At 49.7% G+C, this 26928-nt stretch carries 17 protein-coding genes and 2 tRNA genes; 6 read left to right on the forward strand and 13 right to left on the reverse strand.

Annotated elements, in window-relative coordinates:
- Positions 1–269: 269 nt before the first annotated feature.
- From JNJ77_21165 to JNJ77_21185, 5 genes are all read right to left on the reverse strand, one after another.
- Entirely contained in the window at positions 270–1982 is a 1713-nt protein-coding gene (locus tag JNJ77_21165; protein ID MBL8825113.1) for a carboxypeptidase regulatory-like domain-containing protein, read from the reverse strand.
- A 77-nt stretch (positions 1983–2059) separates the two neighbouring features.
- A complete protein-coding gene (locus JNJ77_21170) occupies positions 2060–4882 on the reverse strand; it encodes a hypothetical protein (protein ID MBL8825114.1) in 2823 nt (940 codons plus the stop codon).
- A gap of 38 nt (positions 4883–4920) precedes the next feature.
- On the reverse strand, positions 4921–10020 hold the full coding sequence (locus tag JNJ77_21175; protein ID MBL8825115.1) for a hypothetical protein: 5100 nt from the start codon (positions 10018–10020) through the stop codon (positions 4921–4923).
- Positions 10021–10175: 155 nt separating this feature from the next.
- On the reverse strand, positions 10176–11480 hold the full coding sequence (locus JNJ77_21180; protein ID MBL8825116.1) for a radical SAM protein: 1305 nt from the start codon (positions 11478–11480) through the stop codon (positions 10176–10178).
- A gap of 35 nt (positions 11481–11515) precedes the next feature.
- Positions 11516–11589: transfer RNA gene (locus JNJ77_21185), tRNA-Arg, on the reverse strand.
- Positions 11590–11787: 198 nt separating this feature from the next.
- Between JNJ77_21185 and JNJ77_21190 the strand changes: the two genes are divergently transcribed.
- Positions 11788–12378 (forward strand): hypothetical protein, encoded by a 591-nt coding sequence (locus JNJ77_21190; protein MBL8825117.1) that lies wholly within the window; start codon positions 11788–11790, stop codon positions 12376–12378.
- A gap of 2 nt (positions 12379–12380) precedes the next feature.
- Here the strand turns inward: JNJ77_21190 and JNJ77_21195 are convergent, their stop codons facing one another.
- A complete protein-coding gene (locus JNJ77_21195; protein MBL8825118.1) occupies positions 12381–15008 on the reverse strand; it encodes a PSD1 domain-containing protein in 2628 nt (875 codons plus the stop codon).
- A gap of 272 nt (positions 15009–15280) precedes the next feature.
- On the opposite strand from JNJ77_21195, the gene JNJ77_21200 reads away from it, so the two are divergent.
- Positions 15281–15353, forward strand: a tRNA-Lys gene (locus JNJ77_21200).
- A gap of 72 nt (positions 15354–15425) precedes the next feature.
- Positions 15426–16163, forward strand: coding sequence for an ABC transporter permease (locus JNJ77_21205; GenBank protein ID MBL8825119.1), 738 nt, complete (start codon positions 15426–15428; stop codon positions 16161–16163).
- Positions 16164–16430: 267 nt separating this feature from the next.
- Here the strand turns inward: JNJ77_21205 and JNJ77_21210 are convergent, their stop codons facing one another.
- The 3 genes from JNJ77_21210 to glmM form a co-directional block, all read right to left on the reverse strand.
- Positions 16431–17654: an AAA family ATPase gene (locus tag JNJ77_21210; GenBank protein MBL8825120.1), complete on the reverse strand. Its 1224-nt coding sequence runs from the start codon at positions 17652–17654 to the stop codon at positions 16431–16433.
- 239 nt (positions 17655–17893) lie between these two features.
- Positions 17894–18433 carry a hypothetical protein gene (locus tag JNJ77_21215; protein ID MBL8825121.1) on the reverse strand — a complete coding sequence of 180 codons (540 nt, stop codon included), beginning with the start codon at positions 18431–18433 and terminating at the stop codon, positions 17894–17896.
- A gap of 344 nt (positions 18434–18777) precedes the next feature.
- Positions 18778–20142, reverse strand: coding sequence for a phosphoglucosamine mutase (gene glmM / locus JNJ77_21220; GenBank protein MBL8825122.1), 1365 nt, complete (start codon positions 20140–20142; stop codon positions 18778–18780).
- A 161-nt stretch (positions 20143–20303) separates the two neighbouring features.
- Between glmM and JNJ77_21225 the strand changes: the two genes are divergently transcribed.
- Positions 20304–20780, forward strand: a complete 477-nt coding sequence (locus JNJ77_21225) for a hypothetical protein (protein MBL8825123.1) — start codon at positions 20304–20306, stop codon at positions 20778–20780.
- 322 nt (positions 20781–21102) lie between these two features.
- Here the strand turns inward: JNJ77_21225 and JNJ77_21230 are convergent, their stop codons facing one another.
- The 4 genes from JNJ77_21230 to JNJ77_21245 all read right to left on the reverse strand — a co-directional run bounded on the left by JNJ77_21230 (position 21103) and on the right by JNJ77_21245 (position 24124).
- On the reverse strand, positions 21103–21366 hold the full coding sequence (locus JNJ77_21230; GenBank protein ID MBL8825124.1) for a hypothetical protein: 264 nt from the start codon (positions 21364–21366) through the stop codon (positions 21103–21105).
- A gap of 106 nt (positions 21367–21472) precedes the next feature.
- Positions 21473–22585, reverse strand: coding sequence for a carboxylate-amine ligase (locus JNJ77_21235; GenBank protein ID MBL8825125.1), 1113 nt, complete (start codon positions 22583–22585; stop codon positions 21473–21475).
- Between the two features lie 189 nt (positions 22586–22774).
- Complete coding sequence (locus JNJ77_21240) at positions 22775–23170, reverse strand: hypothetical protein (GenBank protein ID MBL8825126.1); 396 nt, start codon at positions 23168–23170, stop codon at positions 22775–22777.
- 24 nt (positions 23171–23194) lie between these two features.
- Positions 23195–24124, reverse strand: coding sequence for a lysophospholipid acyltransferase family protein (locus tag JNJ77_21245; protein ID MBL8825127.1), 930 nt, complete (start codon positions 24122–24124; stop codon positions 23195–23197).
- Positions 24125–24538: 414 nt separating this feature from the next.
- On the opposite strand from JNJ77_21245, the gene JNJ77_21250 reads away from it, so the two are divergent.
- Positions 24539–25489: an SgcJ/EcaC family oxidoreductase gene (locus JNJ77_21250; GenBank protein ID MBL8825128.1), complete on the forward strand. Its 951-nt coding sequence runs from the start codon at positions 24539–24541 to the stop codon at positions 25487–25489.
- A 21-nt stretch (positions 25490–25510) separates the two neighbouring features.
- A partial coding sequence (locus JNJ77_21255; protein ID MBL8825129.1) for a hypothetical protein occupies positions 25511–26928 on the forward strand: 1418 nt, incomplete at its 3' end.

Here is a 26928-nt window from a genome sequence, read left to right on the forward strand (position 1 = left end):
CAATACCAGCAGTTGTGAATTGACCTGACCTTCGGCACACATGAGTACCATCGCCATCTACATCGTCTGCATGACAGGTAAGGCTTAAAGAATAGGTAAATTTTTATGATGGTGATAGTTTTGGCTATCTCAACAGCTTTCACTTTCAGGGGGATTCTTCAGATTGTTCTCGATGTTGCAAATTTGTTATGATGGGAGAAATCCTATAAACAACCACCACAATAAATCTGCTGATTTATTCAAGTTAAATGGAGATTATTCAGCGGGCCTCATCGTTCTAATGATAAAGTTACGGTTTTTTCCCCACCTTTTTCTACCGTTACCACTTCCCTGGCTTGAGCATTATCTTCGCGTTGGCAAACGAGGATATAACTTCCAGCATTGAGATCGGTGAAGGTAAAGTTTCCACTATCGTCTGTCTTGGTGGTCTTCACCGGCATCTTTTTGTCATCGAACAGCGCTACTGTAAGTCCTCGTTGCGGACGATCACCCTGAACCACGTTCCCCTTAATGGTCGCCAGTTTTTCTTTTGAAGAACTCATCGCAGGGTCTTCAATCAACACATCCATGATATGTGTGGAAGTCAGGCCAACTCCATTTTCCATGACAACGCCTAGCTTGGCTCGGCCTTTTTGATCAGGCAATGTCACGTTTGCCTGCCAGCTATTACTTTTATCAGATTCCGTGGCCGGGATCAGTTTCTCAGGTTCTTTAGGAGCAACATCTCCTAAGAAGAAAAATGCTTTGCTGATCCCTGTTGGACTTTCAGCAGTGGCAGTTGCCAATACCTTTTCGCCAAGCTGAAACTTCTGCTTACTTTCATTCAGGGATATCCTGATATTCTTGGGGCGTTCTTTACTGAAGACAACCGTCCATTTTGCTCTTTCACCTAGTGGCGAATCATCTTTTTTGACTAACTCCGCTTCAAATTTACGTTCTCCATTCAATCCTTCAGATACTATCTCCAGTGGCCAATCCTGGACGATCGGTTTAATGGAGAAAACTCCTTTATCAGAACTGCTGAACGCCAAGTCAATTTGTCGAGTGCTGGGATAAGATCTAAGAAGATTCATGCTTCCAATATTAGCACGATCGAAATAAACATTGATTTTGGCATCTTCCACTTCCAGATTATCCACCTCGATTCGAGCTTTATACTTATTTTCCGGATCTGGTTTCCAGTAGGTTGGGCCATTAAAACGAATCACATTTCGATCAGGCAGGCTTTTCAAGCCCGTGCCAGGCACCATATTGGTCACATAAACTTTTGCACGAGGTACGCCGTCTACTTTGATGGAAATGAAACCATCATCAACTGCATTTTTCTTAAACTTGAGTTGCTGGAGTGCAAGAACAGCATTTTCCTTGTCAGTTGCGTTAATGGAATCAAGCAGGCTCCCTGCGAACTCCTGGCCCGGCAGAAGATTACGCAAGGCAGAACAGTCGAGTTCCAACCTGCATTCAGGACCGCGAAAGTTGTTTTCGCGTTTAATGTCCACTTTTAAATTACCATTTTTGTCAAGTTCCGGCGTAAACTTGAGATATTCTTCAGGTTTCATGATTTTGAGCTTGACTGACTTGCGAAGGATCTCTTTATCTTTATCTTTTTTATCCAGAACGCTGAATATTAATTCGTTTCCATTTGGTACCTGAAGTGGTTTCTCCAGTTTGATCAGTATTTCCTGAATGTTCTTACTCATAAGAGTAATGTCATCCAGTTGTTTCAACAACACTTCACCATCATTGCTCCGGCAGAAGATCTTCAATGCCAGTTTTTCATCGATAATTTCATCATTTCTGAGGAAAAGGTATAGTGGTAATTCTGTGTTTGGTCTGAGTGGAAGTGTCTCAAAACGATCCTGTGCCCTGTTCGCGTTCGCTTCAGTGCCAATCAATAGAGTAATTCTCTCCTGAGCCCATGCTGCTGGAATCCACATAAACAAGAGCAGAGTTAAGGTGGCGTAAACTCTTGGATAATTCATTTGAGATAACCTTCCAGACAATCATTTAAGATATTTGTGAGTCATTATTTTGATCCAGTAAAGTACTGGTGTCAATTCTATTTCCACCGTGCCGATGAATTATTCTGCTGATCTTGGAGCCATTCTAAATAGGGCTTAGCGTTCTCTTTGTGTAATTGAAAAATGGCATCCTGTGTTTTAGGTTCAGGTAGAACCGCTTCCAGCCTGGCTGCCTTGAACCACTGCTTGTTTTCCCGCAGCTGTTTCAACTGTTCAGGTGCCTTCTGAATCCAGGCATGGCGAAGGGCGTTAGCACAGTTTTCCCAATCATCCATTGTTATTTGAGTATCATTTATTTGAATATCTTTGACGCCAGCAAGTTTTAAAAGCGCGATCGAGATGTCACGTCGCCTTGATGCATGTTGTAATTGCGAACTAACCGGGGATGCAGAGGTTGGGGGATTTCCAACACCAGTCGTGTCGCTGGCTTCGATTCCAGTTGTTCGTTCATGCAGAAGTTGATGTTTTTTGATCAGTCGAGGATAGACTTTCCTGCGATTTTCCGAGGAGAGCATTCCACCCTGAAGTACACATTCCAGCTTATTGCACGCTGTGGCATCGACTGGAAGATTGTCCAGGTTTTCGAGAATCTCACTCTCAAATCGCTGATTACTCTTCAGCAATTTCTGTCTCGCTGTTTCTACTGCGCGAGTTTGAACACCATTATCCTCATTGAACTGTCCCTGATCAATAATATCAGCCAGTTTGATCGATTCCGTTACCAGGTTATTCCAGTATTTAAACATCTCTTCATCGGGATGTGTAATCATCATCTCCGCTGTTAACTGTAAGATAGCCAGGCTTTTCCACCATGCGGTATATGCCTGATGTTCGAAGTCAACTGTCTTCAAAACCTCCCCATACTCTTGGACTAGTTTTTCGATATCAGTCTTCAAAGTTCTAAAATGTCTTGGATGATGGGCTTCCAGCAATTTGACGAATAGTTCAGAGTGTTTTTGCCTAACCTCTCGTAATCTCGACTCATCTCTTTTAAATCCCAGACCATTTGGCAGAAATACTGTGTTTAATTGCATAACAAGAAATTCAAGCTGCAGCCAGGCATGCAATGTTTCAATGAACAAGGCATTCATTTGTGGATGATCAAACTTCCACTTGCCCATCGGTTGCTGTTGTCTGATGAGATAATCAAGAATCTGCAATTCGATATAGTTGGTAGTTAAAGGTCGTTTGCCCCAATCATTAATAACTGCTTTCATGACCTGTTGTGTGAGTATACATTTTTCCAGAGTGGGATTATTGCTTTGACAGAGTTTCTTCCAACAGAGGTACAGCATGTCGCGGTGCCGACCTGGACGCTTGTTCTCAGTATCTTCCTTAACTGCTTTCAATACTACATCAGGGGGGAACGATGCAGCGGGCTTTTCAGATTTGCTGCCCGAATTGAAATTAGTGTTCAACGCTCCAAACAGTGTCTCATAAACGTTTTCCAAATCGTCAAATCGTTGTGGATCTTGCCGAGGGAAGAGTGCAGACAAGCTGTTGTTTTCAATCAAGGATCGCGATCCGAGTAACTCTTTTGCATTATCATCCATGTGTTTTTTCGGATCGATCTCTGCCTTGTTAAGTAATAGATCAATAGATCTTTTGATCGCATCATCTTTCAGCATTTCTGCTGTACAAATGAGCGAAGTGTTTTCGTAAAGGTGCAGAGTTTTCTCCAGTTTCCACATGTTCGTGAATTGCAATTCAGGTTCGGGATGTTCCAACCTGCTGTATTTGATTTCCGGTGATGTTGACAACAGATATTTCATATTCAGCTGTTGGTCACGCAGTTCCCAGTTTTTCAGAACTGGTCCAAAAACAGTATCAATGAACCGGTTCTCCGCTTCCAGTTGCTTTTTCACCAGATTTTCCTTCTCTTCCTTGCTTTCAGGTTTTGTTGCACTGGCGGGTGATGCCGCATCATTTTTTGATGCGACTGGCTTATCTGTTTCAACAAAAACCAGATCGAAGTCTCCAGTACCGTACAGTCTTGGATTCTGAGGTTGCCCTCGATTTTCCATTGACCACCGACTCACTCTGTTTCTGACAAATGAGGCAAGTTCCTTGGCGGTGACATACGTTGATTTATTTTTTTCTTGAGCTCCAAACCCGTTGGCTTCTCCCGATAAGCCTTTTTGCAGGTAGTAGCCAAACGCGCTTTTCCCCTGAGATGGCATCGTGTGGCTGATCTCGCCCTTCGAACATGAGGTCAAGACCAGCAACCGGTTTTTTTCGAAGGTCACGTGTTTATTCAGCCAGCTATCCAAAGCCTCGGCAACATCATTGATTAATGGGCCTCGGTACAGATCGGTCATCGGCGATGCGATATCAATCAGTAGCAGCACGTGTTCACTGCGTAATTCTTTAATTTTATCAAAGATATCTTCCATACTCAGCCAACTGCCAGGGTCATCCGGACGGGCGTCGGCAGGAAGCAGGTAAACCGTGTTACCTCGTCTAGCGCCCAGTCCTGCCAGATAAATGATCGTGGTAGTTTCCTTCTGATCGGACAATCCATTGAGAAATCCCAGAATTTGTTTCTTTTCCTGTATTGGATGAGGGTTCTGATATTTCTGCTTGACTGTTTCCTGGAGTGCCTTGTCGTCATAATAAAACCAGAAAGGCGATGGCCAGGGCTGCTGATATTCAAAGACCGGAATGCAGAATAACTTTGGTTTTTTCGCAGTTCCAAAGAGGAAATATGTTCCACCGATCAATGATCCAGTCAGAACTACCGCCAGTAATAAGAGAATCAGCCGGCTTTGCTTATCCAGTTTTTTATAACTGACGGTATCTGCCGTTCGCCATTGTCGCGAGAACCCGGATGAACCGGCAGCAGATGTGGGGGAATCAGACATGCAAGCCAAGCTCCTGTTCTGGCAAAGGAATCAGCACCTTAGCGGCTACCTTCCGCATTCTGGGGCGCTGGCAACTCGGGGCCTCTCCAATACGTAATATCCTTCGGGACAGTGATTCCGATGGTCGGTTCTTTTTTATCCTGCATCGCGGCACTGATATCCATCATTTCCAGATGGATTATTCTTGACTTTTCTTCAAGCAGACTTTCTAAAAGCGGAGAGAAATAAACCGTCGTCGCCTTGTCAAAATAATGGTGATCGACACGCTTTGCATCGATACCTGATATGACTTTGAAATAATACCGTTTCCCTTCATCATGCATTACTCGCAACACCAGACAATCTACTTTGGATGCGGAGCGAGTTTGACACTTATCGATGAGGTAGTGATGTTCCCTGGAAAGTAGCAGCTCAGGCTTGCCTTTTCTTAGTTCATAAGGTGAACGTGGATTCAGATCGCTTATCTTGAAACTTAACGGTTCACGGTTCTTCAGATTGTCATCGAAAACCCATGCATTGAGCTTCAATATTTTGTCTTCTTTCGGGCATTGATCAATATCCCAGGCAGGAGCTAGGTAATAGCCTTTGTTGGAAATATGCACTGTTCCCGCTGCTGCTTCTTCCTTGCCATTATTAATGGCTTTGACATCCCACCAGACAAAAAACGGCTTATGCTGCCTGAGTGCTCTGGAACCGTCAATTGGTTGATCGAAAGTTTTTTCCAAGGTAGTAGTCATACGTCTGCGAGTGTAGGAATTTGCTTCGTTTGTTTGGCTGATATCTGTTAACATCAGATGCCAAAGGGGATTCATCTCGTACTGATCCTTGTTGAATCTAGGTTGATCTTTCCAGTAATGCGCAAACAACTCGCGAGAATATTTTACTTTATTATTCTGATCATTCAGCAGTTTGATAAACAGGTGGTCGCCAGAAGAGAATGTAATAGCCTGCTCATGTCCGGTCCAAACGCTCGACTCATAATTGCCAGGCGATAATTCGTGGATCAAGTCATCAAACTTGCCAAGTCGTGGAGCAGAATAGGACTTTGGATTAAATGGCTTTCCATTACCACCATCGTTATTTTTTGTAAGCAGGATCTTGGGACAAAGCGTTTCATTGAGTGATTTGATTAAATTAGCCGGGTCTGACACAAGCACGATATCACCGGGATTCTTGAACTTCCTGATGCATTCAAACTGTTTCTCTGCGACTTTCCATTCACGTGATGTGGTCACGGCAGAAGCATCGTTGAAATACACAATACGTAGACAGACATTATGTTCTTTAAAAATACGCTTAATCTTTTCGCTGATTTTCTCTACAATTTTTTCCTCTTCTTCTGCATTCATTTTATCCGGAATTAGACCGCTGGAACTATCCGCACCGTCGGTGAGCACCAGCATAGTAACATCTTCGGTACCTTTCGCTGATTTTCTGATATCCTCTTCGAGACACGTCTCCATGGACTTGATGAGTGGAGTAAAACTGCGGGGCGGAAGATCAAGCAGGTAATCAATTAAATCCGAGATAGGAATATCGCTTTTTGATTTATATTCATTGTCATCCTGGCTCTTCTTTTCGTTAACTTCTCCCGAGAAATATCTTTTATCATCTTCTCGACGTTTAATGCTACCCCTGCAGAACAGCCAGCTTGGAATAGTTTGAGTAATCTCACCATACTTCTTTTCGTAATTCTCTCCATATTTATTTATGAAGTCAGTTTTTGTCCACGGAGCAGATCTACTATCACTAAAAATGCGTATCGAAATGTTGACCCCTTCGGGCAGGTTATTGAGCAGTGCAGCCAATCCATGCACAGCTTTGTTTTTCCGAGAATCAAATTGTCTCTCCGTAAGACCTGCCCTTTTAGCCTTTTCCTTGTCGTCGGGACTTAGATCCATGCTGCCTGAATAATCCATCACAATCGCTAAATGCCCGAGGCCTATTTTCAGATCCGTATCTGAGATTACACTGAACGACGCTCTCTGTTCCTTTGGCAACTCCGACACAATCAATTTCGGTTGACGATTCACCACAACCGTCAGATCACTCTTCTCTTGCCATCCTCGGAAGAACAGCCTAGGATTGAAGGTCAACGGCAACGTCTGCGTTTTGTCATCCAGGTTTATTGGATCGCCTTTTAATTTGAAATCAAGTTTTAGCTTATTCAAGTCAATGGCTCTTCGCTTAACGCCTCCCTCCAGGGAAATGGATGATTTAGCCGAATTCTTTTCATCTTTTATTGGTTCATCCACCCATAACGCAGCTTTCCCTTGAATTTTATCTGGCAACTCTTTTTTTACTTCGATAGACCGGTCCTGTGTCAGTTCACTAGTCCAGAGGATAGATTCTTCATGATTAGTAAAACTGAGCGACTTGCCTGAATTCTTCATCATCTCCTGGATTTCTTTTTCAGGATCGCGCTTAACGGGTGCATCATCAAGGCATATCTGAGCAATCGTCTGAAAATACGGTTTATTATCGTTGTACCAGTGATCGAGACAAATGCGGTAAGCCTGGGCGTGCAGCAGATCTGTCCACAACCGTTCCCTGTTTGCCAAGGCAGGTTCCTTCCAGTCCTGATCTAGAGGACGAAGCCTCAAGGTAAAGCGGCTGAAGTCTTCCAAATTTTCAGAGGTCGGTACAGATCCTGCAGAATTTACCTGCTTGCTGACAGCATCTTTATTTTCATTCTTGCTGAAAACTTTATCGCGTTGTTGCTGGAATTCACTAGCAAGGCTGCTGGCAAGTGCATCGGCTATCGATTCCCAGTTGCTAGTTTGCTGCAATTTTCTCAGCTCTGTATCCTTATCGCCTCCCAATCTTGCAAATTGCATCGAAAAACGCTGTTTCACGATTTCCTGAATGGAGTTTTTGCTTTCTCCTCCTTTATACGGTTCGTTATTAGCTTTATGCAATTTCTGGCTGATGTTCAATAATTCCTTTAACTCCGTATTTCGTAGATGAGTCCATTTTTTGGCATCATCATCAAGCGGCCAGGGAAAACTGAGCAGCAGTTCTCGCCGATACCTTCCTTTTTGTTGGAGATCCAGATCCTTGAAAGCCTTGGCAAAAAGCTCATATTGTTCTTTGAGTTGCTTCTCGATGGTTAAGACGTTTGCATCGAGCGATTTCCATTTTTCTTCTGTTGCATCGATACTCTTGATATCGTTCGGTTGTCGGTACAGGATTGTGTTGAGTTCGCTGTTCAAATTGTGAATCTGTTTCCAGAGATCTTTGATATTTTGCACTTCGTCTTTGTAACTGTTGGTGGAATCTGCCATCCACGCCATATGAAATTGTGTTAAACAGGTTGCTTCACTTACGGCACGATGGTAGACAGAGAGTGCTTTCTGGAGTCTGGGAAGTACTTTCAAAACCTTTTGATATGAATCCTTGGCATCTTTTAACTGTTGTTCGGCTTTTTCATAATCGTGGGTAAACAGAAGATCTTCGCCCTGTCTTCGCAGTTCATCAGCCTTCCGAACTTTCATGCTGATCAGCGGCCAGATGCGTTCCGAATATAAAAAGCCTGGAAATTCAGAAACGCCGAAGGTGGCACGTTCTGCCAGATATCTCGTCTCTACCGCGAGTGCCCGGAGAGATAATGATCGTTGTTTATCGTTTTCATTTTTGACCCCATGTTTATTCAGCATCCAGGCCAGATGTTCTTCCACAGTGGCAGGTGGCGCGCCGAGTTTTTCGACATTCTCCAGAATCGTATTGGCTGCGATCTTTCGACTTTCTGGCTTCTCATAGTAATTATTCCAGACCAAGCTGGTTTTTTCCACATTTTTTGGAATTCGCTCGCGGGCTTTTTCCATCGCAGTGATAAGGGTATTCAGTTCGTCACTGATAATCTGTACCGCTTTGGTATAACTTTCATCTTTGGCATCCTGGTTACTGAGGCGCAGGCATTGCTGCAACCGTTGAACCAGCGCACGGTATCGCTGCCAATGAACAGGGGTATAAACCTCTGGCCTGGGGCTCTGTCTGGGGCTCTTCTTAACCAAGTCTTGTTCTTTCTGGTGATAATGCTCCAGCTGCTCCAGCACTTTCACTTTCCAGTCGATTGGAGAAGAATCCTCGTTTGGTTTGCCTTCTGCTTTTGTGGTGTTCTCTCCGTGTTCAACCAGAACTACTTTGCTGCTATCCACACCGTTACCGGACAACATGATGGGGGTTTGCCCATTCACAAATCGTTTACTGGTCCAGTCAGAGGTCTGCTTTTTCACGTCTTCAAAAAAACCGGCAAGAGTTAGACTGGGTTCTTGATTGGAGTTCCTGGTATTTCCCTGTAGTGCTTCCAGAACTTGTGCCAGGAACACACTGCTGCCAAATTCATCACTGTTCCAGGCGGTTTCCCCCGGACTGCTGCTGCAGATGATGGCACAATGAGGAATCTTTTCGATTCTCTCCTTCATATTTTTATTTTGTAACGCACGTACGAAACCATTATGCATCATTCCGGTTTCAGGATGAAAATCTATTCTTGCTGCATCAAACAGCAGAATGATGGGGTCTTTCTCTTTTCTTTGGTTAGCAACTTTCTCAAGTCGGTTTAGAATCTCATTAACAGGAATTTTGTCATCTGCGCCAAAGAGCATGGGTTCACTGTTTTCTGTCAGCCCCAGCATGCCAAAGTAAACGATTACCACTCCCGGGGTTACTTCAATTTGGTCGAAAACATCGCGTAATGTATTGTTGTTGAGCGAGTAGGGTTTGCCGGATTTGCCGTCTAGTTTTACTTCCAGATTTTTTCGGCCCCACCATTTAGCCAGGAAAGAACTCGACTTCTGCTCTTGTTCGGCATTTTGTGAGTTAATCCAGTTTGCCAGTTTCAAACCACCCAGCCAGCCATGCAGATCTAGAGGCGTTTCCAGATTCCTGGCTACCTCCGCAGGATTAACACCCACTAGAATGATGGTTGCAGCATCCTGTCTTCCAAGTTTGAGTATCAGAACAACAATGACTGCCACACACATGAAGATTCCGAGCAACAGCGATAACTGTGTCGTGCGTCGCATCCACCAGGAGGTAGAAGGGCCTTGCGAAGCGGGTTTCCAGCCATATTTTGGCTGGCGTGCAGGCTTCTTACCACCTCTCCATCCCATCGGCTGATTTTTATCATCAGGCATGGCGTTCCGTCCAGAATGCTTGAATATGAATGAGTAACAACCAGGCTAGCACGATGTGATGTTTTCACATTTCGGGCTAACGGCATATCAAATCTTAACAGTAATCATCATCGCATCTCTGCTGAGAATTGCAAGAAGGTACTCAATCAGAATCCTTATATGGAAACCAGAGATTCCTGCATGATGTTGCGGTTCGCTAAATGGGCAATACCTTTCAATCGTTGCACTTCTTCCCATCCCAGCCGAATGATCGGGAATACCGTTTTGTTATGCCAGAGCGGTTCATCGAGGTTGACCCACTTCCTGCAGGCTTCACCATCCGGCGTTCCGGGAATGGGTGAGAACTCTGCTAACATGGACCGGATGCCAGTGTCACGTGCAAAATGAATCGATGCTTCCACATCCTGCAGTTCCGATTGAGGGTGCCCCAAAATCAGATACGCGGTGATATTCTGTCGTTTCGCTCCAGCAGAAACCAATCGTTCCACCGCACGCACCAGTTCATGCGAGTACACCTTGCGATCCGTATGCCTATGCCATTCATATGCACTGCTTTCAAAGCCGAGATGAAATGTCTTGAACCCGGCTTCGATCAGCAAATCTGCCAGCTCTTCCGTGATGAACCGAGCATTCAGCGCGTTGGGGGTGTGAAAGTTCACCCGATATCCACGCTGCAGCACTTCCTTTAGAAACCGAATCAGTATCCGCTCAGGTTGATAGAGCAGGGCATCGTCATAGAAAGCTACATCCGTAACACCTCGCTGCAGTAACCAATCCAACTCCATCAGGGACTTTTCCTGCGAATGACGATAGAAACGGGGATCGACGAGAGGAACAGAACAATAACTGCAACGAAATGGACAGCCTTGCGAAAGTTTGAGCACGCCGGTTTTCTGCGTTGGATACCCTTCCCAGAAAGGCAATGCCTGTATCTGCGGCTCCACTTCAAGAAACTGCCAAAGAGGTTGCAGTTCGCTTCCTTTAACAACTAAATCAACACCCAGAGATTGAGCATGTGCAGAACAGAGCGTGGCATAGACTCCGCCGAGTATGGTTTTCGCAGAAGGGCAGTATTGTTTGAGATCCTTTAGAACTTCACGTACACCTGGATACCAGTAGGTCATTACCGTTTGAATCAGTACTGCATCAAACGGTCCTTCCCGCTGCAGATATTCCCGAAACAGCGAGCGAGGCAAACCAAAACGGTGATAGTGCCTGGGAATGGATGCAAACTGCTCAGGCTTCTCAATCTTTTCTGATAGAAAGGTGCCTCGATTCCATGCATCACGCCTTGGTTCTGCAGCCAAGGAAAGTGGATGTTCACGATCCAGGTAGTCGAACAGTTTCAACTCCGCAGCATGACGAATCGCCCCGGCAACCTTCAACAAGCCGTAAGGCTTCAGCCAGTAATCGTAGGCTGCGAAATCATAGATCGGAGGATTCACGAGCAGAACACGCATGAGGCACTGCTCAGTTCAACTCGAGAGAAGGACAATACGCCTGAAGGGATTCGAACCCCTGACCGGCGGATTAGAAATCCGCTGCTCTATCCAGCTGAGCTACAGGCGCAAAAGGAGCATTTACAGTATAGAAGATTACCCACCAGTTTGTCGGGTTCGGTAATACTCCATCTATCTGAAGAAGGCTTCAATTATTAAAACGCACATTGCAAAAAGTTGCAACAAAATAGGTGGATACAGCGCACAAGGTAGCGATTGTAACGTCTAATGGGATTAGGAGATGGCCAGCCAACATTCGAGGTGTAACATGTTTCAGCATCGCGTTAACTGTAAGTATTTGGTCATCATGGCTTTGTGGCTGGCAATTCCCGAAGATGCTACCGCTCAACCCATGCGGCAATTGCCTGGCGTGCGGCCATTCCTGGCAGGTCAACTGCCTCAACAGGGTCAGCCTAACAGTCGTACGCGGCCTGCGCCTAACTCGGTTGGGCTCGAATCGACCGATTTCTACCCCAAGAATGGCTACCCCAAACAACTGGGTGATGCCATCGAACTTGGTGCAGCCATGGCAGGTGGAGCGGGTGGCGCTGCTGGTGGAGTGGCAGGCAACAATGGCAACACCGGCGTGCAGGCGGCAGGCAGCATGGGCTTTCAGGGAAATACTGGAAATCAGATTGGGCAGAATACCGGCGGCACCATTCTTGGCGGCTTGTTTGGTGGTGGTGGCGGAGTAGGTGGTGGGACAGGCTTCCGCACTGGTAATCAGAACAGCGGATCAGCCAGCGGTTTTGGATTCACCGGTGGTGGATTCACAGGAGCAGTACCGAAAGGCTTTGGCTTTGGTGGCTCCCCACAAACTCCAGACTGGAAGATGCCGCTGCATGGCGTGGTACGTTAAACCTATTCGACATACAAAAACCGATTGGTGCTCATCAGCACCTGGCAATATGCTGCCCATGCTTTCTTTGCTGAATCGTTTGTCTGCTTTTTGAGCAACTGTATCCATTGCGAGTTGCCTGGCTTGGCGAACCAGGCAGACTGTTCAGCTATCCAGCGTTCTCCTTGTTCTATTTCACCCGCTGAAGCACTTTGAGCAAACAGCAGTTCAAAGGCTCGTGCAATTCGACTTTTATCGTCTGGTAATTCCTTAAGCAGTCGGTCTGCGAGCTGTTCCGCCTGCTGCTGAATCATGGAATCGTTCAGGAAGAACAAGGCTTGCGTTGGAACAGTTGAGCACCGGCGTGCATCGCAGTTCGGTGTCATCATGGGGAAATCAAACGTATCGAGCATGCTGTAAGGCAGCCGCCTGCGTGCCTGCAAATAGATACTTCGGCGTTTATCCTGTTGGCCTACGGCTTTCAATGAACCCGTAAACAAACCATCCGAGCCGACCATGCGTTCGCCCAGCACCGCCTTGCCGTTGTAATCTTCGGTCACCGGCACCGATGGGCCATAGATATCCGTGTTCAATTGTCCGCTGGCACTCAGCAAAGCATCACGCACAGCTTCCGCTTCCAGCCTGCGTACACTCATGCGAGCAAGCAGACGATTATCGGGATCCAGTTTTTCCAGTTCAGGCAACCGTTTAGATTGCTGTCGATAAGTCGTAGAAAGCACAATCATTTCATGCAGCCGTTTCAGCTTCCAACCATGTTCCATGAAATCGTTGGCTAACCAATCAAGCAATTCGGGATGGCTGGGTTTCTCACCCAAAACGCCAAAATCGCCTGGGGTGTTGACCAGACCTGTCCCGAAATGATGTAGCCAGACACGATTGACAATGACACGGGCAACAAGGGGATGTGTTCCATCGGTCAGTTGTTTAGCCAGCGTCAGCCTGCGACCTGTTGTCAGTTTGGATTTGTCTTTGATGGGCAGGTCGGAATTGGTTCGATGCAAAGCCAGGATTGTCAGATCGCCTGGAGTCACTTCGCCGCGAGGCTGGGCATGATCACCTCGATGGAACAGCACACTTTTGGGCTGATGAGACGCAGGCTCCACCAGGCAATGGATGCCATCACGCGGTGGTTTGGTCGCTCGGAACTTCGTCACCTCTTCCTGTCTGGCGACAAACTTCTTGTGCGAAGGCGGATCGTACTCTACAAAGAAACCTTTGATAAAACTCAACTCTTTCACGTTGGGATATTTCTTGAGCAGTGCTATCTGCTCAGCAGAGCGCTTGTCTGCCGGTGTTTCAATAGCTGCCTTGGCAGGAGGCCGATCTGCTTCAGGCAACTTCTTGAGCTCGCGATCAAAAATCTCCTGAGCCAGTTTCACCTTGTCGTCATCAATGGCTTTGTCTTTCTTTTTGGCCTCAGCCTCTATCTCATCAGCTTTCTTCTTGGCCTGTTCATCGGTTGCATCGACCACCCGGCTATTGGGCTGTTGCCATTTCTGCCAATCGAGGGCCGGATCGAACACAGCCCGAAAGCGATAATAATCTTTGTGCGAAATAGGATCGTACCGATGATCGTGACACTGAGCACAACCTACCGTTAACCCAAACAGTGAACTGCTGACAATCTTGATCGTTTCTGCAATAGCCTGGTTACGTTCAGCAGGCGAATTGTCCATTTGCGTGGCATCAGGCCCCATGCGAAGGAACCCGGTTGCAATCAGCTTTTCCTGAACATTTGCGTCGCTGAGTTTGAACGGTCGTGCCACCATCTCGTCGCCTGCAAGCTGTTCCTGAATAAAGAGATCGAACGGTTTGTCGTCATGGAAACTTTTGATGACATAATCTCGATACTTCCAGGCATAAGGCCTGACGCCTTCGTTGCCTGGCGTGCCTTCGCTTTCACTGTAGCCAGCGACATCAAGCCAATGTCTGCCCCAGCGCTCGCCATAATGAGGGGACTGCAACAGCCGATGCACCACCTTGTCATAAGCCTGGGGCGATGCATCATCGAGAAATGTTCTGATCTCTTCAAGCGAAGGAGGCAAACCAATCAGATCGAATGACACCCGTCTCAGCCAGGTTCTGCGATCTGCTTCGGGCGAAAAAGGAATCGACTGTGTATTCAGTCTGTTCGCGATGAATGCATCAATATGCGTGCGTGCCTGATACCGTGCAGGCACCATGGGTACTGCAGGTTTCTTGATCGGCTGAAATGCCCAGTGCTGGCGATCCTCTTCGGTGATTTGCAGAGCAGCGGGGTCAGCAGGTTCAGGGCGAAGGGTTTTACCTCCCTGCTCGATCCACTTCCTGATAATGGCTTTCTGTGCCGCATTCAGTTTCTTGAGCCCTTCCGGCATCTCGTCCGATTCGATACGTTGCCAAAGTAAACTCTGATCAGCTTTCCCGGGTTGTAATGCAGCTCCCGACTTGCCACCTTTCTTGATGTATGAAGGCAAACGCAGATCAAGCTTCCCTTTGGGTTTCTCTTCCTCGCCATGACACAGGTAGCAATGTGCCTTCAGGATGGGCCGAACGTGCTGTTCAAAGGTAATGTCTTCGGCGCAACATGGAATCGCGCACAACAAAACGTTGAGCGATAGCAGGATCAAAAAACCAGGCAGGCGAACCATACAGGCAGCTGGTGGGTCAAGTTGTCGATGTCTACCCGTAAGTATCGGCCGAAGGCTCTGGCCGTGTTACCATCGGGTGGGATAGTCCAAGTGTAGCGTGAAGAAAAACAGACCGCAAGCATCGAGTGGGTGGATTGTATCGTTCAGAAAATGCCGTAATTCGCACGGGTTACTGCAAGTATGGTGACGGGAAGTAGCCTGAAAGGACGAGAAACCTGAGCATACCATTGCCGATAGTGATGGTATGACTAGAAAAATAGTCCGAGAAAGAAGCCCTCTTAGCTCAGTTGGTAGAGCAGCTGACTCTTAATCAGCGGGTCGTAGGTTCGAGCCCTACAGGGGGCACTGTTCATGAAGCCTCATTGCAAGTGCAATGAGGCTTTGTTGTTGATATTGTTGCTCACTTATAATACCCGCATGTCCAACCTCGGTCACGCTATCGTCTTCTTCCTTCGCACCGCGTGGCATATCCCTGGGGTGTTGCTAAAACCAGGCTGGTGGGTGCCTCATTGGGCCAGTGCCCTGTTGGGAGTATTGCCTTTAGCAGCAGCGGCTGGGCTTGCCATGGGTGTCATTGCCTGGTTGCAACTGCGTGGACTGTTGGCGCCCTATGGCAGTGTGGAAGCGTTGCCTCGCGTGTTGCTGCTGACCGTCGTTTGGGAGTTTGGACCGATAGCGGTGGCGTTTGTCGCAGCAGGCCGACTCGGTGCCGGGTTGGCTGCAGAGTTGGCCGCACTCAAGGAAAGTGAACAGATCGATGCTGCCCAGGTGCTGGGCATTCGCATCATCCCCAGGTTGGTTGCCCCGCGTGTGCTCGGTTGCATTCTCGCCATGCCTATCCTGACGGTGTTTGTCGATTACCTGGCATTGGCATCGAGTTTCACCGCGGAAGCGCTGGCAGGAACGATGACCTGGATGGAGTTCGCCCGGGCCAGCCTGATGTATCTGAACCTGCTCGACAGTATTCTTTCAGTTCTCAAGACCTGCGTGTTCGGCTACCTGATCGCATGTGCCGGGTGTTATGCAGGCCTACGAGCCAGCGGCGGTGCAGTGGCAGTAGGCCGGGCAGCGACGCAAGGCGTGGTGCGGGCCACGCTGCTGATCCTGCTGGCGGATGTCCTCCTCGTTAAGGTGATTCAGTTGATAGTTGGTTGATGTTTTGAGTGTAGTCATCATGCTCCGTGTGATGACGGGATGTGCAATTGCGAGCGTGCAAAACTTGATACCCCAACCAATTCCCTTCGCAGCGACTTCATTTATCGTTATGCTCTTTTGCCGCCGCGTCTTCACGGCGGAGCGTGAGGACAACAAACCAGAATGGTGATGTGCGTACCTCTCCCACACTCCCCTTGGAAAGGGAAGGAAAAAAGCAACTCTACGCATGTAAACACCCCGGCGACACTGCTCAGTGTCACCCGGATGTCACACTTTACTGGTAGGTGCCGGTGAGGCTTCTGTCTCAGAGCGGCCACCTGCAGCGCGCTGTGTGCGCGCCATGATTTCAGCCAGTTGCTTCATGATTTCCTTGCGGGCATTATCGTAAACTTTGGTGTCGGCACGCTGAGCCGGGGTCTCATCGGAGAAATCCATCTCGTCCGAATCACCTTCATCTTCTGATGACGATTCTGCAACGGGTTGGCATGCTTTGATGCTATCGTTGTACTTCTGCTCTTCCTTGAAAAGTGCAAGTATCTCTGGGCTGGGCAGGTAGTACCAGTTAAGGCCATGTCGGCCACTGGGCAGCTTAGCGGTGGCCATCATGCGGGTGAAGGCTCGTTTGGAGTAGCCACGTTTGAGAATTTCAGCTTCGAGCACTTTCTTGCGGATGGGTTTGCCCTTCATGATGTTAACGACATGAACCATCAATTCGTCGCTGAGCATGTCCACTTCGGAATCGGGTTGCCAGGTTTGCGTCTGTCTGGCTGGTCGCACGTGTTGGTGTGGCGCCAAGTCGCGCAAGTAGAGTCTGCCGTTCGGATGAAACTCGGCACGGTACTGTGTGCCGATGATACCGTACTGGTTTTTGACGTTGGTGAGCACGCGGAACGATGGGTTGGTGGGGTGATAATGGAGCGTATGGATGATGCGGGCACATTGCGAGCCGGTGCGGGCGAAGGCTCCGTATTGGCGATTTTCGTGCATGCCTTGCGAACGTGGTGCGAGGATGATGCAGTTGGTTTCTTTCGCGAGTTCGCGGAGCTTCGTCCAGAAGTGGAGCAAGGCTGCTTCGGGAGCGTTCGCGGCATCGTCGAGCAGTTCTTCCACTTCATCGACTACGAGCAGCAGAGGCTTGTGTTCGCGGACGTTCTGTTCGATGAACTGAAGCAGGTGTTCTGGTGTTTGTGAGTCTTCAGTATTCGAGTAGATGACTTCGCGAAGGTGCGAGTAGATGGGTTCCTGGGGATGCAGATGGATCGCCCGCAGTTCACGCTGCTGCGGCGAACTGATGAAGAGGGAGATGCACTGATTGTCATCTTTGGTCGGCGTGTAGGTGTAAGCAGCGGCGAAAACGCAGGCGAACCGCGATTTGCCCACGCCTGGAACGCCATCGACAAGTACGAGTTCGCCTGGAGGCAACACGTCGGGGTTAGCCTTGGGTGGCGCAGGGACAGGGTTAGGCGGCGAAATCGGAAGCAGCTCAGCCATGATGGCACCTCGGGTTGAAGGGTTGGCTGTTGATGAACTGTGGATGTGCAAAAGCGTCGCAATCTTACAGGGTCGAACCGAATACAGTTACGACCCTGCCACGGATTACCAACAGGGTTGATCAACCTGCGGTGTACCGGATTTTGTGTTTCGGTGTCAAAGAGAAAAAGTTACGTGAGACTATCTGAGACAGTTGAGGGTGGGTGTCAGCGGGCAGTTTTTAGCAATAAATCTGGTCATTAATCAGCAGATTTGAGTGACAACTCATCGGACGATTCAGGCTGGGAATTTGGCTTGATATTAGTTTTTCTAAGCTGAACGTACATGGCCCCTGAAATAATCGTTAACAGAACTGCTATGCCAACATATGCGATACGGATTTTGGAAGTTGATTTTGGATCTTTTTCATGATCAGCCAGCATTTTTTTGAGATGATTGGTTAGCTTCGTGAAGTACTCTTTCAACCATTCGTCATCTATAGAGTTGCTCAGTTTTTCAGTGATTTGAAGTTGTTCCTGATCGAGTCTTCTTAATTCAGGCAGGAAATACTGGTGATACCAGTCATCTTCTTTATCCGTGGGACGTTTGAGTTGCTTCAATTCATCGATAGTGCGCTTAATCTCCATCTTAAGTTCACGTAATTCGGGTTCTATTTTTTGATAGGAATGAAAGTCAGTAATCTGGCGGGTTACGTCATTAATACTCTTTTTATTCTTGAGGAATTGTTTATGAAGCGAGATATAGTTGTTTTCAACGGTGCAACCCGAAAGAAGCATCAAGATGATGAACAACGAATACGCCCTACAGCATCTTCGCATCACACATCTCACTTTGTGAAGTCAGGGAAATTTCAACTCAATCCTACATGAAACAGAGTTGTTTTGCCAATAAAAACTGATTGCTTCCCACTGAACACAGCTAGACGCAGCCTACGGATTTTGAGCTATCAGCTGGGATAAGGTGCGTGACTCTGAATACAGAGACACACACCCTACGGATACTGATACTGCGTTTGATCTCAGGAGCGGCGCAGCGTTAGCTCGCCGGTGAGACCACGCAACAATTGCACGTCCAACCGGCGGGCTAACGCCGCGCCGCTCTTTGGGAATTAGTCAACTCGCACTTAATTGTGGATCATTGAACCCACTGCTTCGCAGAGTGCTTTGGCACCGATGCCATTGGGTGCTTCTGCAATCACTCGCACGATGGGTTCGGTGTTGCTGGGGCGGACGTGGACCCAGCGGTCGGGCCAATCGAGGCGCAGTCCGTCTTCTCGATTAGCGATGGCTTCGGGGTGTTGCTTGACCATCAAATCATACAGTGCAGGCAGGCGGTCGGGGCTCAGGGTGTACTTATCTTTCTGGATGGCATACTTCGGCAAAGAATCGACGATCGCACTCAGCGGTTTGTTTTCCTCGGCAAGCAGGCTCAGTACCAGAGCCATGCCGATGTAGGGATCACGGACCCAGCCGACGCGGGGGTCAATCACTCCGCCGTTGCCTTCGCCGCCTATGAGGGCGTGCACTTCGCGCATGCGGGCGACGACGTTGGCTTCACCCACCGCGCTGCGGAAGAATTTGCAGCCATGCTTGTTGGCGATGTCTTCATTGATGCGTGAGGTAGACATGTTGACCACGACCGGGCCTTTACGTTGACGCAGCACATATTCCAGGCTTAATGCGAGTGTCAGTTCTTCGCCGATGTATCGCCCATGTTCGTCGATCAAAGCCAGGCGGTCAGCATCGGGGTCGAGGGCGAAGCCAACAGCACAGCGTTTTTCTGCCACCAGATGCGCGATGGTTTTCAGATTCTCTTCGGTTGGTTCCGGGGTGTGAGGAAAGGTATCGCTGGGATGCAGGCCGATGCCTTCGACCATGCAACTGAGGTTCATCTGCAGAAACAGTTGAGCGAGCGGGCCTCCTGCTCCGCCGTTGGCATCGACAAAGACGCGGAAGCCTTTGCGTCGCAATGCCTCCACGTTGGCTACGGTGGAAGCCAGGCGGGCATGAATCTGGATGGCGGATGAGGTTTCATTAGCTGGTGGAGCCTGCTGCCAATCGGTGGAAGCATATTGGCTGGTGCGAACCGCTGCTTTTCGCTGATAGAGGTCGACGATCCTGGCGCCTTCTGTCGGGGCCAGCACCGCGCCATCGCTGCCGAAAAGTTTCAGGCCATTCCACGGTGCAGGATTATGGCTGGCAGAAATCTGGATGCCTCCCGCCAGTTTCATCTCGCGGATGATGACACCGACGGTGGGGGTTGGGACGATGCCCAGGTCAAGCACCTTGCAGCCTGCACTGAGTAAGCCGGCAGCAGCAGCAGCGCCGAGCATGGTGCCACTGGGCCGATTATCGCGGCTGAGGGCCACGGTTTTGTCCGAACCGAGCCAGGTGCCGAGAGATTCAGCGAAAGCGAGCGCCACCGCAGGCGTCAGGCTTTCACCCACGATGCCACGAATGCCGGAAACGGAGACGATGAGTGAGGACATGGAGCTATCTTATGACGGGTAACATTGTTCAGCATGTGGAATGGAAAACTCTGGATGTAAGCCAAATGTAATTGACGGCACTTTGCAATGAATCAAAATGGAAGTTAGGTAATACGGCTAAAGTTCTGTGTAATGAATGTTTGGTGGATTGGAACCGTCAAATGCGCGTTGGATACGATTCGACTACTGAACGTGAATTGTTCATCCTTGAGATTCCGGATGCCATGAAGCTTCCGGAAATTTGCCTTTCCACACCACGTTTTGTTTGTCTTTTGCTTTGGAACGCCGAGAAGACATCTGACAAGATGTTGATAGACGTGGCAAACTGGTTGCTCAACTATGGGGCGGCCTACTTATGCTGTTGGGGAAATGACTGTGAGAGGGTTCACGATACTATCGACATGGTTGATATCAGTCGAAATCCGAGTTGTGATCAGGTTGTTATGACCACGTGGCACAGAAATGAACTTCTCGACGATGCCATCTATTTTGCATTGGATATCGCTTGGCCGGACAAGGGATATTCTGACGGTTGTGGTTCAGTACTCGCTGTGTGCATCGACAACGCTGAGATTGCTGAGAAGGTGCGTGCGGCATTCGTGGATCCGCACAGTTTTCGAGGTCGTATGTGTCCGTAAATGCGGCACGCTTTACGTTATGATTTCCGAAGCCGAAGTTTGTTTATTACAACCACATGATGCTCTTGGACAATGCCATAGTTGACAATCAACATGCGAGTGAAACCGACGCATCTTGTCACTCTCAGAAATGGCAGGTCATCAATTGGTTCGCCGAATCTCCTTGGTCTTCGCGCGAGATTTTTCTCTAACTGGAGTAAGTCTTGTTCGAACTTCTCGAGTCGAGTAGCGTCTTCTTTCAAGAATTCATAAGTTTTTCTGATCCATGACTTAACTGCGCTCCAGTCAACTCGATATGGGTTGTCCAAGGCAAGCCTTTCCATTAGTGCGCAATCAGATTCTTCTCGATCTTCTCAAGACGCCCGAGTAGTTTTTGGAGTTCCTTGCGGACATCTGCGAGTTCCTGCGATGTATGCCCTGCCTTCCCAGGTCTCTTTTTGATTTCGGAGAGCACCTTTTGAAGGCTAACAGGCTTAGTAGCGCGTGCTATCATCTCCACATCCGTGGGCATACGATAGTCCGGCCCGAAGAGCTTCTTCAGATCGCTCATCGTATACCGTTTCTTGCGTTGCACTGCTTTGGCCATCTATTTTATCCCTCGAATGGTCTGCGGCTCGGCGGGAGCCTCGCCTTCCCAGACATCCTCTGCCGTCATTATTGTAACCTCGTCGATGGCTACAAAACAAGCGCACCTACCCCAACACCCCTTCTTCACTCTCTTTAATCAGTTGATCAACCACATCTTTCAGGCTGCCGGTTTTGTGGAACGTTGCTAACTGGCGGTCGGCGCTGGAGCCGTTTTCTAGGATGTCGAAGGCGTATTCCACTTCCTTGCGAGAGCCGAGGTCGTCGAGCACATCATTGAGGAACCAGGTTAGGAACTCGCGGATGAGATGGCTGGCAGGTTTTTCGGTCTGCTTGCCCAGATCGAGCAGGCTGCCATCGAGGCCATAGCGGACGGCACGCCATTTGTTCTCTTCAATCAATGCCATCGGGTAATGTCGGAAAGTCAGGTTGTCGCGGCGGAGTTTCCACAGCTTGGCAATCAGAGCCTGGAAGATGGCAGCGACGCAGACTGCTTCGTCCACTCGCGTGCAGACATCGCAGAGGCGGAATTCGAGCGTGGGGTAGCTGTGATTGGGACGCACATCCCACCAGAGCTTCGAGCCATTGGGAATGCAGTTGGTCTTCACCAGCACGTCTACGAACTGAGTGAACTGTGCATAGGAATCGAAGGTTGGCGGGATGCCGGAGCGGGGGAAGTGGCGGAAGATGATGCTGCGGTAGCTTTTCAGGCCGGTCTCGCGGCCCATCCAGAATGGCGAACTGGTGGAGAGGGCCAGCACGTGGGGCAGGAAGTAGCGAGACACCTTCATGGCGTCGAGCATGAATTCCTTGTCTTCGATGCCGATGTGGACATGGGTGCCGAAGATGAGGAGCTGGTGGGCGAGGTCGCGCATGTCTTTCCACACGCCGAGGTAGCGCTCGAACGGGGTGATTTCCTGCTCAATCCAACTGGAGAACGGATGTGTACCCGCTGCTGCAATCTTGAGACCGTGCTTTCCAGCGAGTTCCATCACGCCTTTGCGAAGGCGGATGATTTCCGAACGTGCTTCGGCGGGAGTCCGGCAGATTTCCGTGCCCACTTCGATCATGCTCTGATGCAGTTCGGCTTTGACTGCTTCGCGCATCACCAGCTTGCCTTCGTCGAGTATCTGGGTGATGTAGCTTTTCAGTTCCCGTGTTGCAGGGTCAATGATCTGGTACTCTTCCTCGATGCCTATGGTCAGCGAAGGGGGCTTCATGAGGGGTCCTTAGTGGGCAAGTGATAGAGCAATTTTGTCATGTTCTGGGTAAATGGCAATAATGATTCAGGTAGTTTGTAGTCATCTCGCTCCGTCGAGATGACAGGACCACGCGAGATGAATACATGTTGCCGCGAGACTTGCCCCTCACCCCCGACCCCTCTCTCACGAGGCGTTGAGGGGAGAATATTAATGTGGGAGAAAGAACATGCCGGTGATGAACATACCGATCCAGAGAATGAGGAAGAGTACGGAGACCGCCAAGTGCATCTTGATGCGGCGTTTCCAGCCAGTGATGAGCATCCAGAGGAGAATGGGAGTCAGCGGGATGACGAAGCAGAGATGAATTTTGAGAGCGAACCGAGCATCCTCGTTCATGTGAGCTTTGACATCGATGCCTACGCCTCGGATCAGGATTTCGAAGACAAGAACTGTGCCCAGGAGCAGCATGCTCATGATGCTGTTAAGGATGCCATGCAGGCGGGGTTTCTTCATCGCCAGGCAGATGCCTGATGCGAGCAGAATGAGTGTGACGAGTGCGACGGCAACTTTCAGTCCAAGGATAACCTGCGGGCCAGTAGGCATATTTTCTCAATGATCGGGTAAATGTCACGCGGCACGTCGAGCACGCTGACGAACACGCGGTTCATGTTTCCATCGCCGGTGTAGCCAAAGATATTGCTCCGGAGCCTTTGCGACGAGGCGTTCCCAGGCTGCTGTGTACTGTTCCGTAAGGGTGCGAACCGCATTTGGATCATTGTTGAGTGTTTTGGTATCAATGACAGTTTCGATATCGATGATGTATTTCAGCCCGTTGCCTGTCCGATAGGTGCCAGCGACCACGACGAGTGCTTCATGATGCAGTGCAAGCAGGGCGACAGCTTTGTGCGTGGAAGCAGGTTTGCCAAAGAAAGGGACGAACAAGCCGTTGGGGCCCGCATCCTGATCGGCCAGGGTGCAGAGGATGCCTCCCTGATTCAGCAGATCGGCCATGCGATTGGCGTCGCCATTTTTATTGAGCAGTTCCTGGCCGGTCTTCTTGCGGAAGCGTTTGAGGAGTCCATCGAGCAGCGGGTTATCGAGCGGCCTGGCAACGGCATAGCTCCTGAAGCCGAACATGGCGAGGGCGTAGCCCGCGAGTTCCCAGTTGCCAAGGTGTCCAGTGACGACCATCACGGGTCTACCCGAGATCAGTGCGGCAACGACATCTTTGCCGTTCCGCATGTCCATGAATTTGCGCCAGTTGTGGACATGGAGCAGGCGAGGCAGGTGTGTCATTTCGATGATCATCATGCAGAAATGAGTGTAAACCCATCGGATAAGGGTATCACGTTGTTGCGCAGTCCAATGGGGGTAAGCAATCTTGAGATTGTCGTCAGCGACTTTGCGATGGCGCTTATCCACATGATAAGCGAGCCAGGCCAGGCCGCGTGCCAGGGCGTAGCCGAGGGAAAGCGACATGGCTTGCAGAAACGCGAGCAGCATGCGAACCGCGAGAAACTCAGCGAAGTGACGAATGTTGGACCTGTCCTTGGCCACACGGTTCCCCTTCAGAAGGCTGTTGATAAAGCCTTGAGCTGTATCAGAGTGATGCAGGTACTCATGACTGACCCTGCACGAATGCAGTGATTTTGTGCATCCTCCAGAGTCAATGGGGCGTAATGGCACGGTGAGCATGAATACCCGCAAACCGTGGCACCCGACCCTCATGAGATCTCATGCACTTAGGAAAATACCCTGCTTGAAGGAAGTTGCCAAGATCGAAATAGTGTGATCAAAGAATGCTCATCTCGCATCATCATTTCAGTGAATTACCGCGTGCCCTATGAGTGGCTAGCGTCACGGGCTGCCAGTGCAGCGAACTGCTCATCCCCCGAATAATTTATGCACACGCCAAGGTGTCCTGTTATCCAGATTCATAGGATAAACCTAACATCTCTTGGAGAATGCATCATGATGAAGTGGTTAATACCGGTATTGTTGTTGAGTTGCTGTACAGGGTGGGCGATGTTGCCCCAGGATCAGGCGCCGGCCAAGGCTGCGGTCAGCCCGGAGCAGGCAACGGTCGATGAAATCCTGAAAGTTTACACTGAAGTTTTCAACAAGCACGACGCGGCGGCGTTAGCCGAATACTGGGCTCCGCAGGCAGTTTCGCTGAATACCGATACTGGCACCCGTCTCACCGGCCGCGATGCCATCAAAGCTGGATTTGAAAAGCACTTCAAGGAAGATGCCAACTGCCGTCTCTCGGTTCGCATCAAACATTTCCGCTTCCTCAAACCCGACCTGCTCACGCTCGAAGGGGAGAATACACTTTCCTCGCCCAACCATGAGCCACTTGAAAACCAGTTCACTGCTCTCCTGGTGAAAGTAGGCGACAACAAGTGGAACATCGAACATGCTCAGGAAGCGTCCATTCCAGAACCTGAAACTCCTTACGATGGATTGAAATCTCTCGAATGGCTGGTAGGCACCTGGAAAGATCAGTCTGAAGGCGTTCAGGTCGAATCGCAGATCAGTTGGAATCAGAATAAGACTTTCCTGATCCGCAAATACATGGTGAAGTTTGCTGATGAAGAAGATGCGGACACTGGCTCGCAGATTATCGGCTGGGATCCCCGTTCCAAATCGATCCGTTGCTGGACCTTCAGCAGCGATGGATCGTTCGGCGAAGGCACCTGGTCAGGCAGCGACAAGGAATGGCGTGTCAAATTCAACCACACCAATACGGATGGTACCGTGCTCAGTGGCACCCAGGTCATTACCCGGTTGGACGACAACACCGCAGAAGTGGAAATAGTAGGGCAGGAACTCGATGGAGTCATGTCTCCGTCACGTCCTGCAGTGAAGATGGTGAAGCAGCCTGCTGCTGCCACTAGCGATGCAACTTCCAACCCCCGTTAATCCATCATCAGGAGACGAATCATGAAGAAGATAATGATCGTGCTGCTGGTGATGGCTTCCCTCACCGGGCTTGTTTTGGCCCAGCGTGGCGGTGGACCCCGTGGTGGTGGCGGCGTCAATCGTGGTGGCGGTGGTTTTTCCGGTGGAGCCAGGCCTTCACCCCAGATGAACCGCGGTGCCGTGCAGCGTCCCATGCCACAGCAACGGCCTCAGACGATGAACCGTCCGATGCCTCAACAGCGGCCCCCGACCAGCATGCCCAACCGGGGCAGCATGCAGCGGCCTAACATGCCAACCACCCGGCCCAACATGCCTACACCACCATCCAGACCATCAACGGGTTTCCCCTCGAACAGGCCCAGCGGCGGCATGACACCAGGCGGCATGACCAGGCCATCACAACCTTCATTTCATAACAGGCCAGATATCCCTACTGGACGGCCTAATATTCCTTCAACCAGGCCAAACATTCCAACAACCAGGCCCAATCTGCCATCTACCACCATTCCTGGTGGTGGCAGGCCCAGTAATCCCTGGGGTGGCCCGGGTTCGACCACTCGGCCATCACTGCCTGGAACCGGTACAACTCGACCGTCACTTCCAGGAACAGGAACTACCCGGCCATCCATTCCAGGCACTGGCACTGATCGGCCTTCCTTGCCTGGCACTGGTACTACGCGCCCAGCACGCCCAGGCGGTGGTGTCGATACTGGCATGGATCGACCACTCGTTCCGGAACGACCCACGACCAGACCATCACTGCCTGAAAACAGGCCCAACCTGCCTGACAAACGACCAAACTTGCCGGACAAACGGCCTAACTTCCCCGATAAGAATCGACCTAACCTTCCCGACAAGCGACCTGACTTTCCCGATAAGAGGCCGAACTTCCCCGATAATCGACCAAACCTCCCTGATCGCCGACCGATTCGTCCACCGACTGATCGGCCTGTCATCAATCGACCGGTGATTAATAACCCGATCATCAACAATAACATCAATACGCGTCCCAACTGGGCGAATATCAACAACGTCACCATCAACAACATCAACAACCAGTGGAACAATACGATCATCAACCGCCCGGGCATGCACAACTGGTGGAACACCCATCCAGGCCGCATGAATTACTGGGGTGGCTGGGGCAATCGTATCCGTGGCGGATGGGGATACTGGGGTCGACCCGCTGGCTGGTTCGGCCCGAACTGGTGGATGGTCAACCGCCCGGCGTTCTGCGGCTGGCATTACCATCACTGGCTGCCTTACTACCCCTATCGCTACTGGTGGACGGTTCCCACCTGGGCCGGGCTGACCACCTGGTTCAGTTGGAATGCCGCCAGCAATGCTGCCTGGCAACAGCCCATCTACTACGACTATGGCACCGGTGGCAATGTCTACATCAGCAATAACTATGCGATGGTAGGCGGCCAGCAGGTGGC

It is taken from the genome of Planctomycetia bacterium (assembly GCA_016795155.1).
GTDB lineage: Bacteria > Planctomycetota > Planctomycetia > Gemmatales > HRBIN36 > JAEUIE01.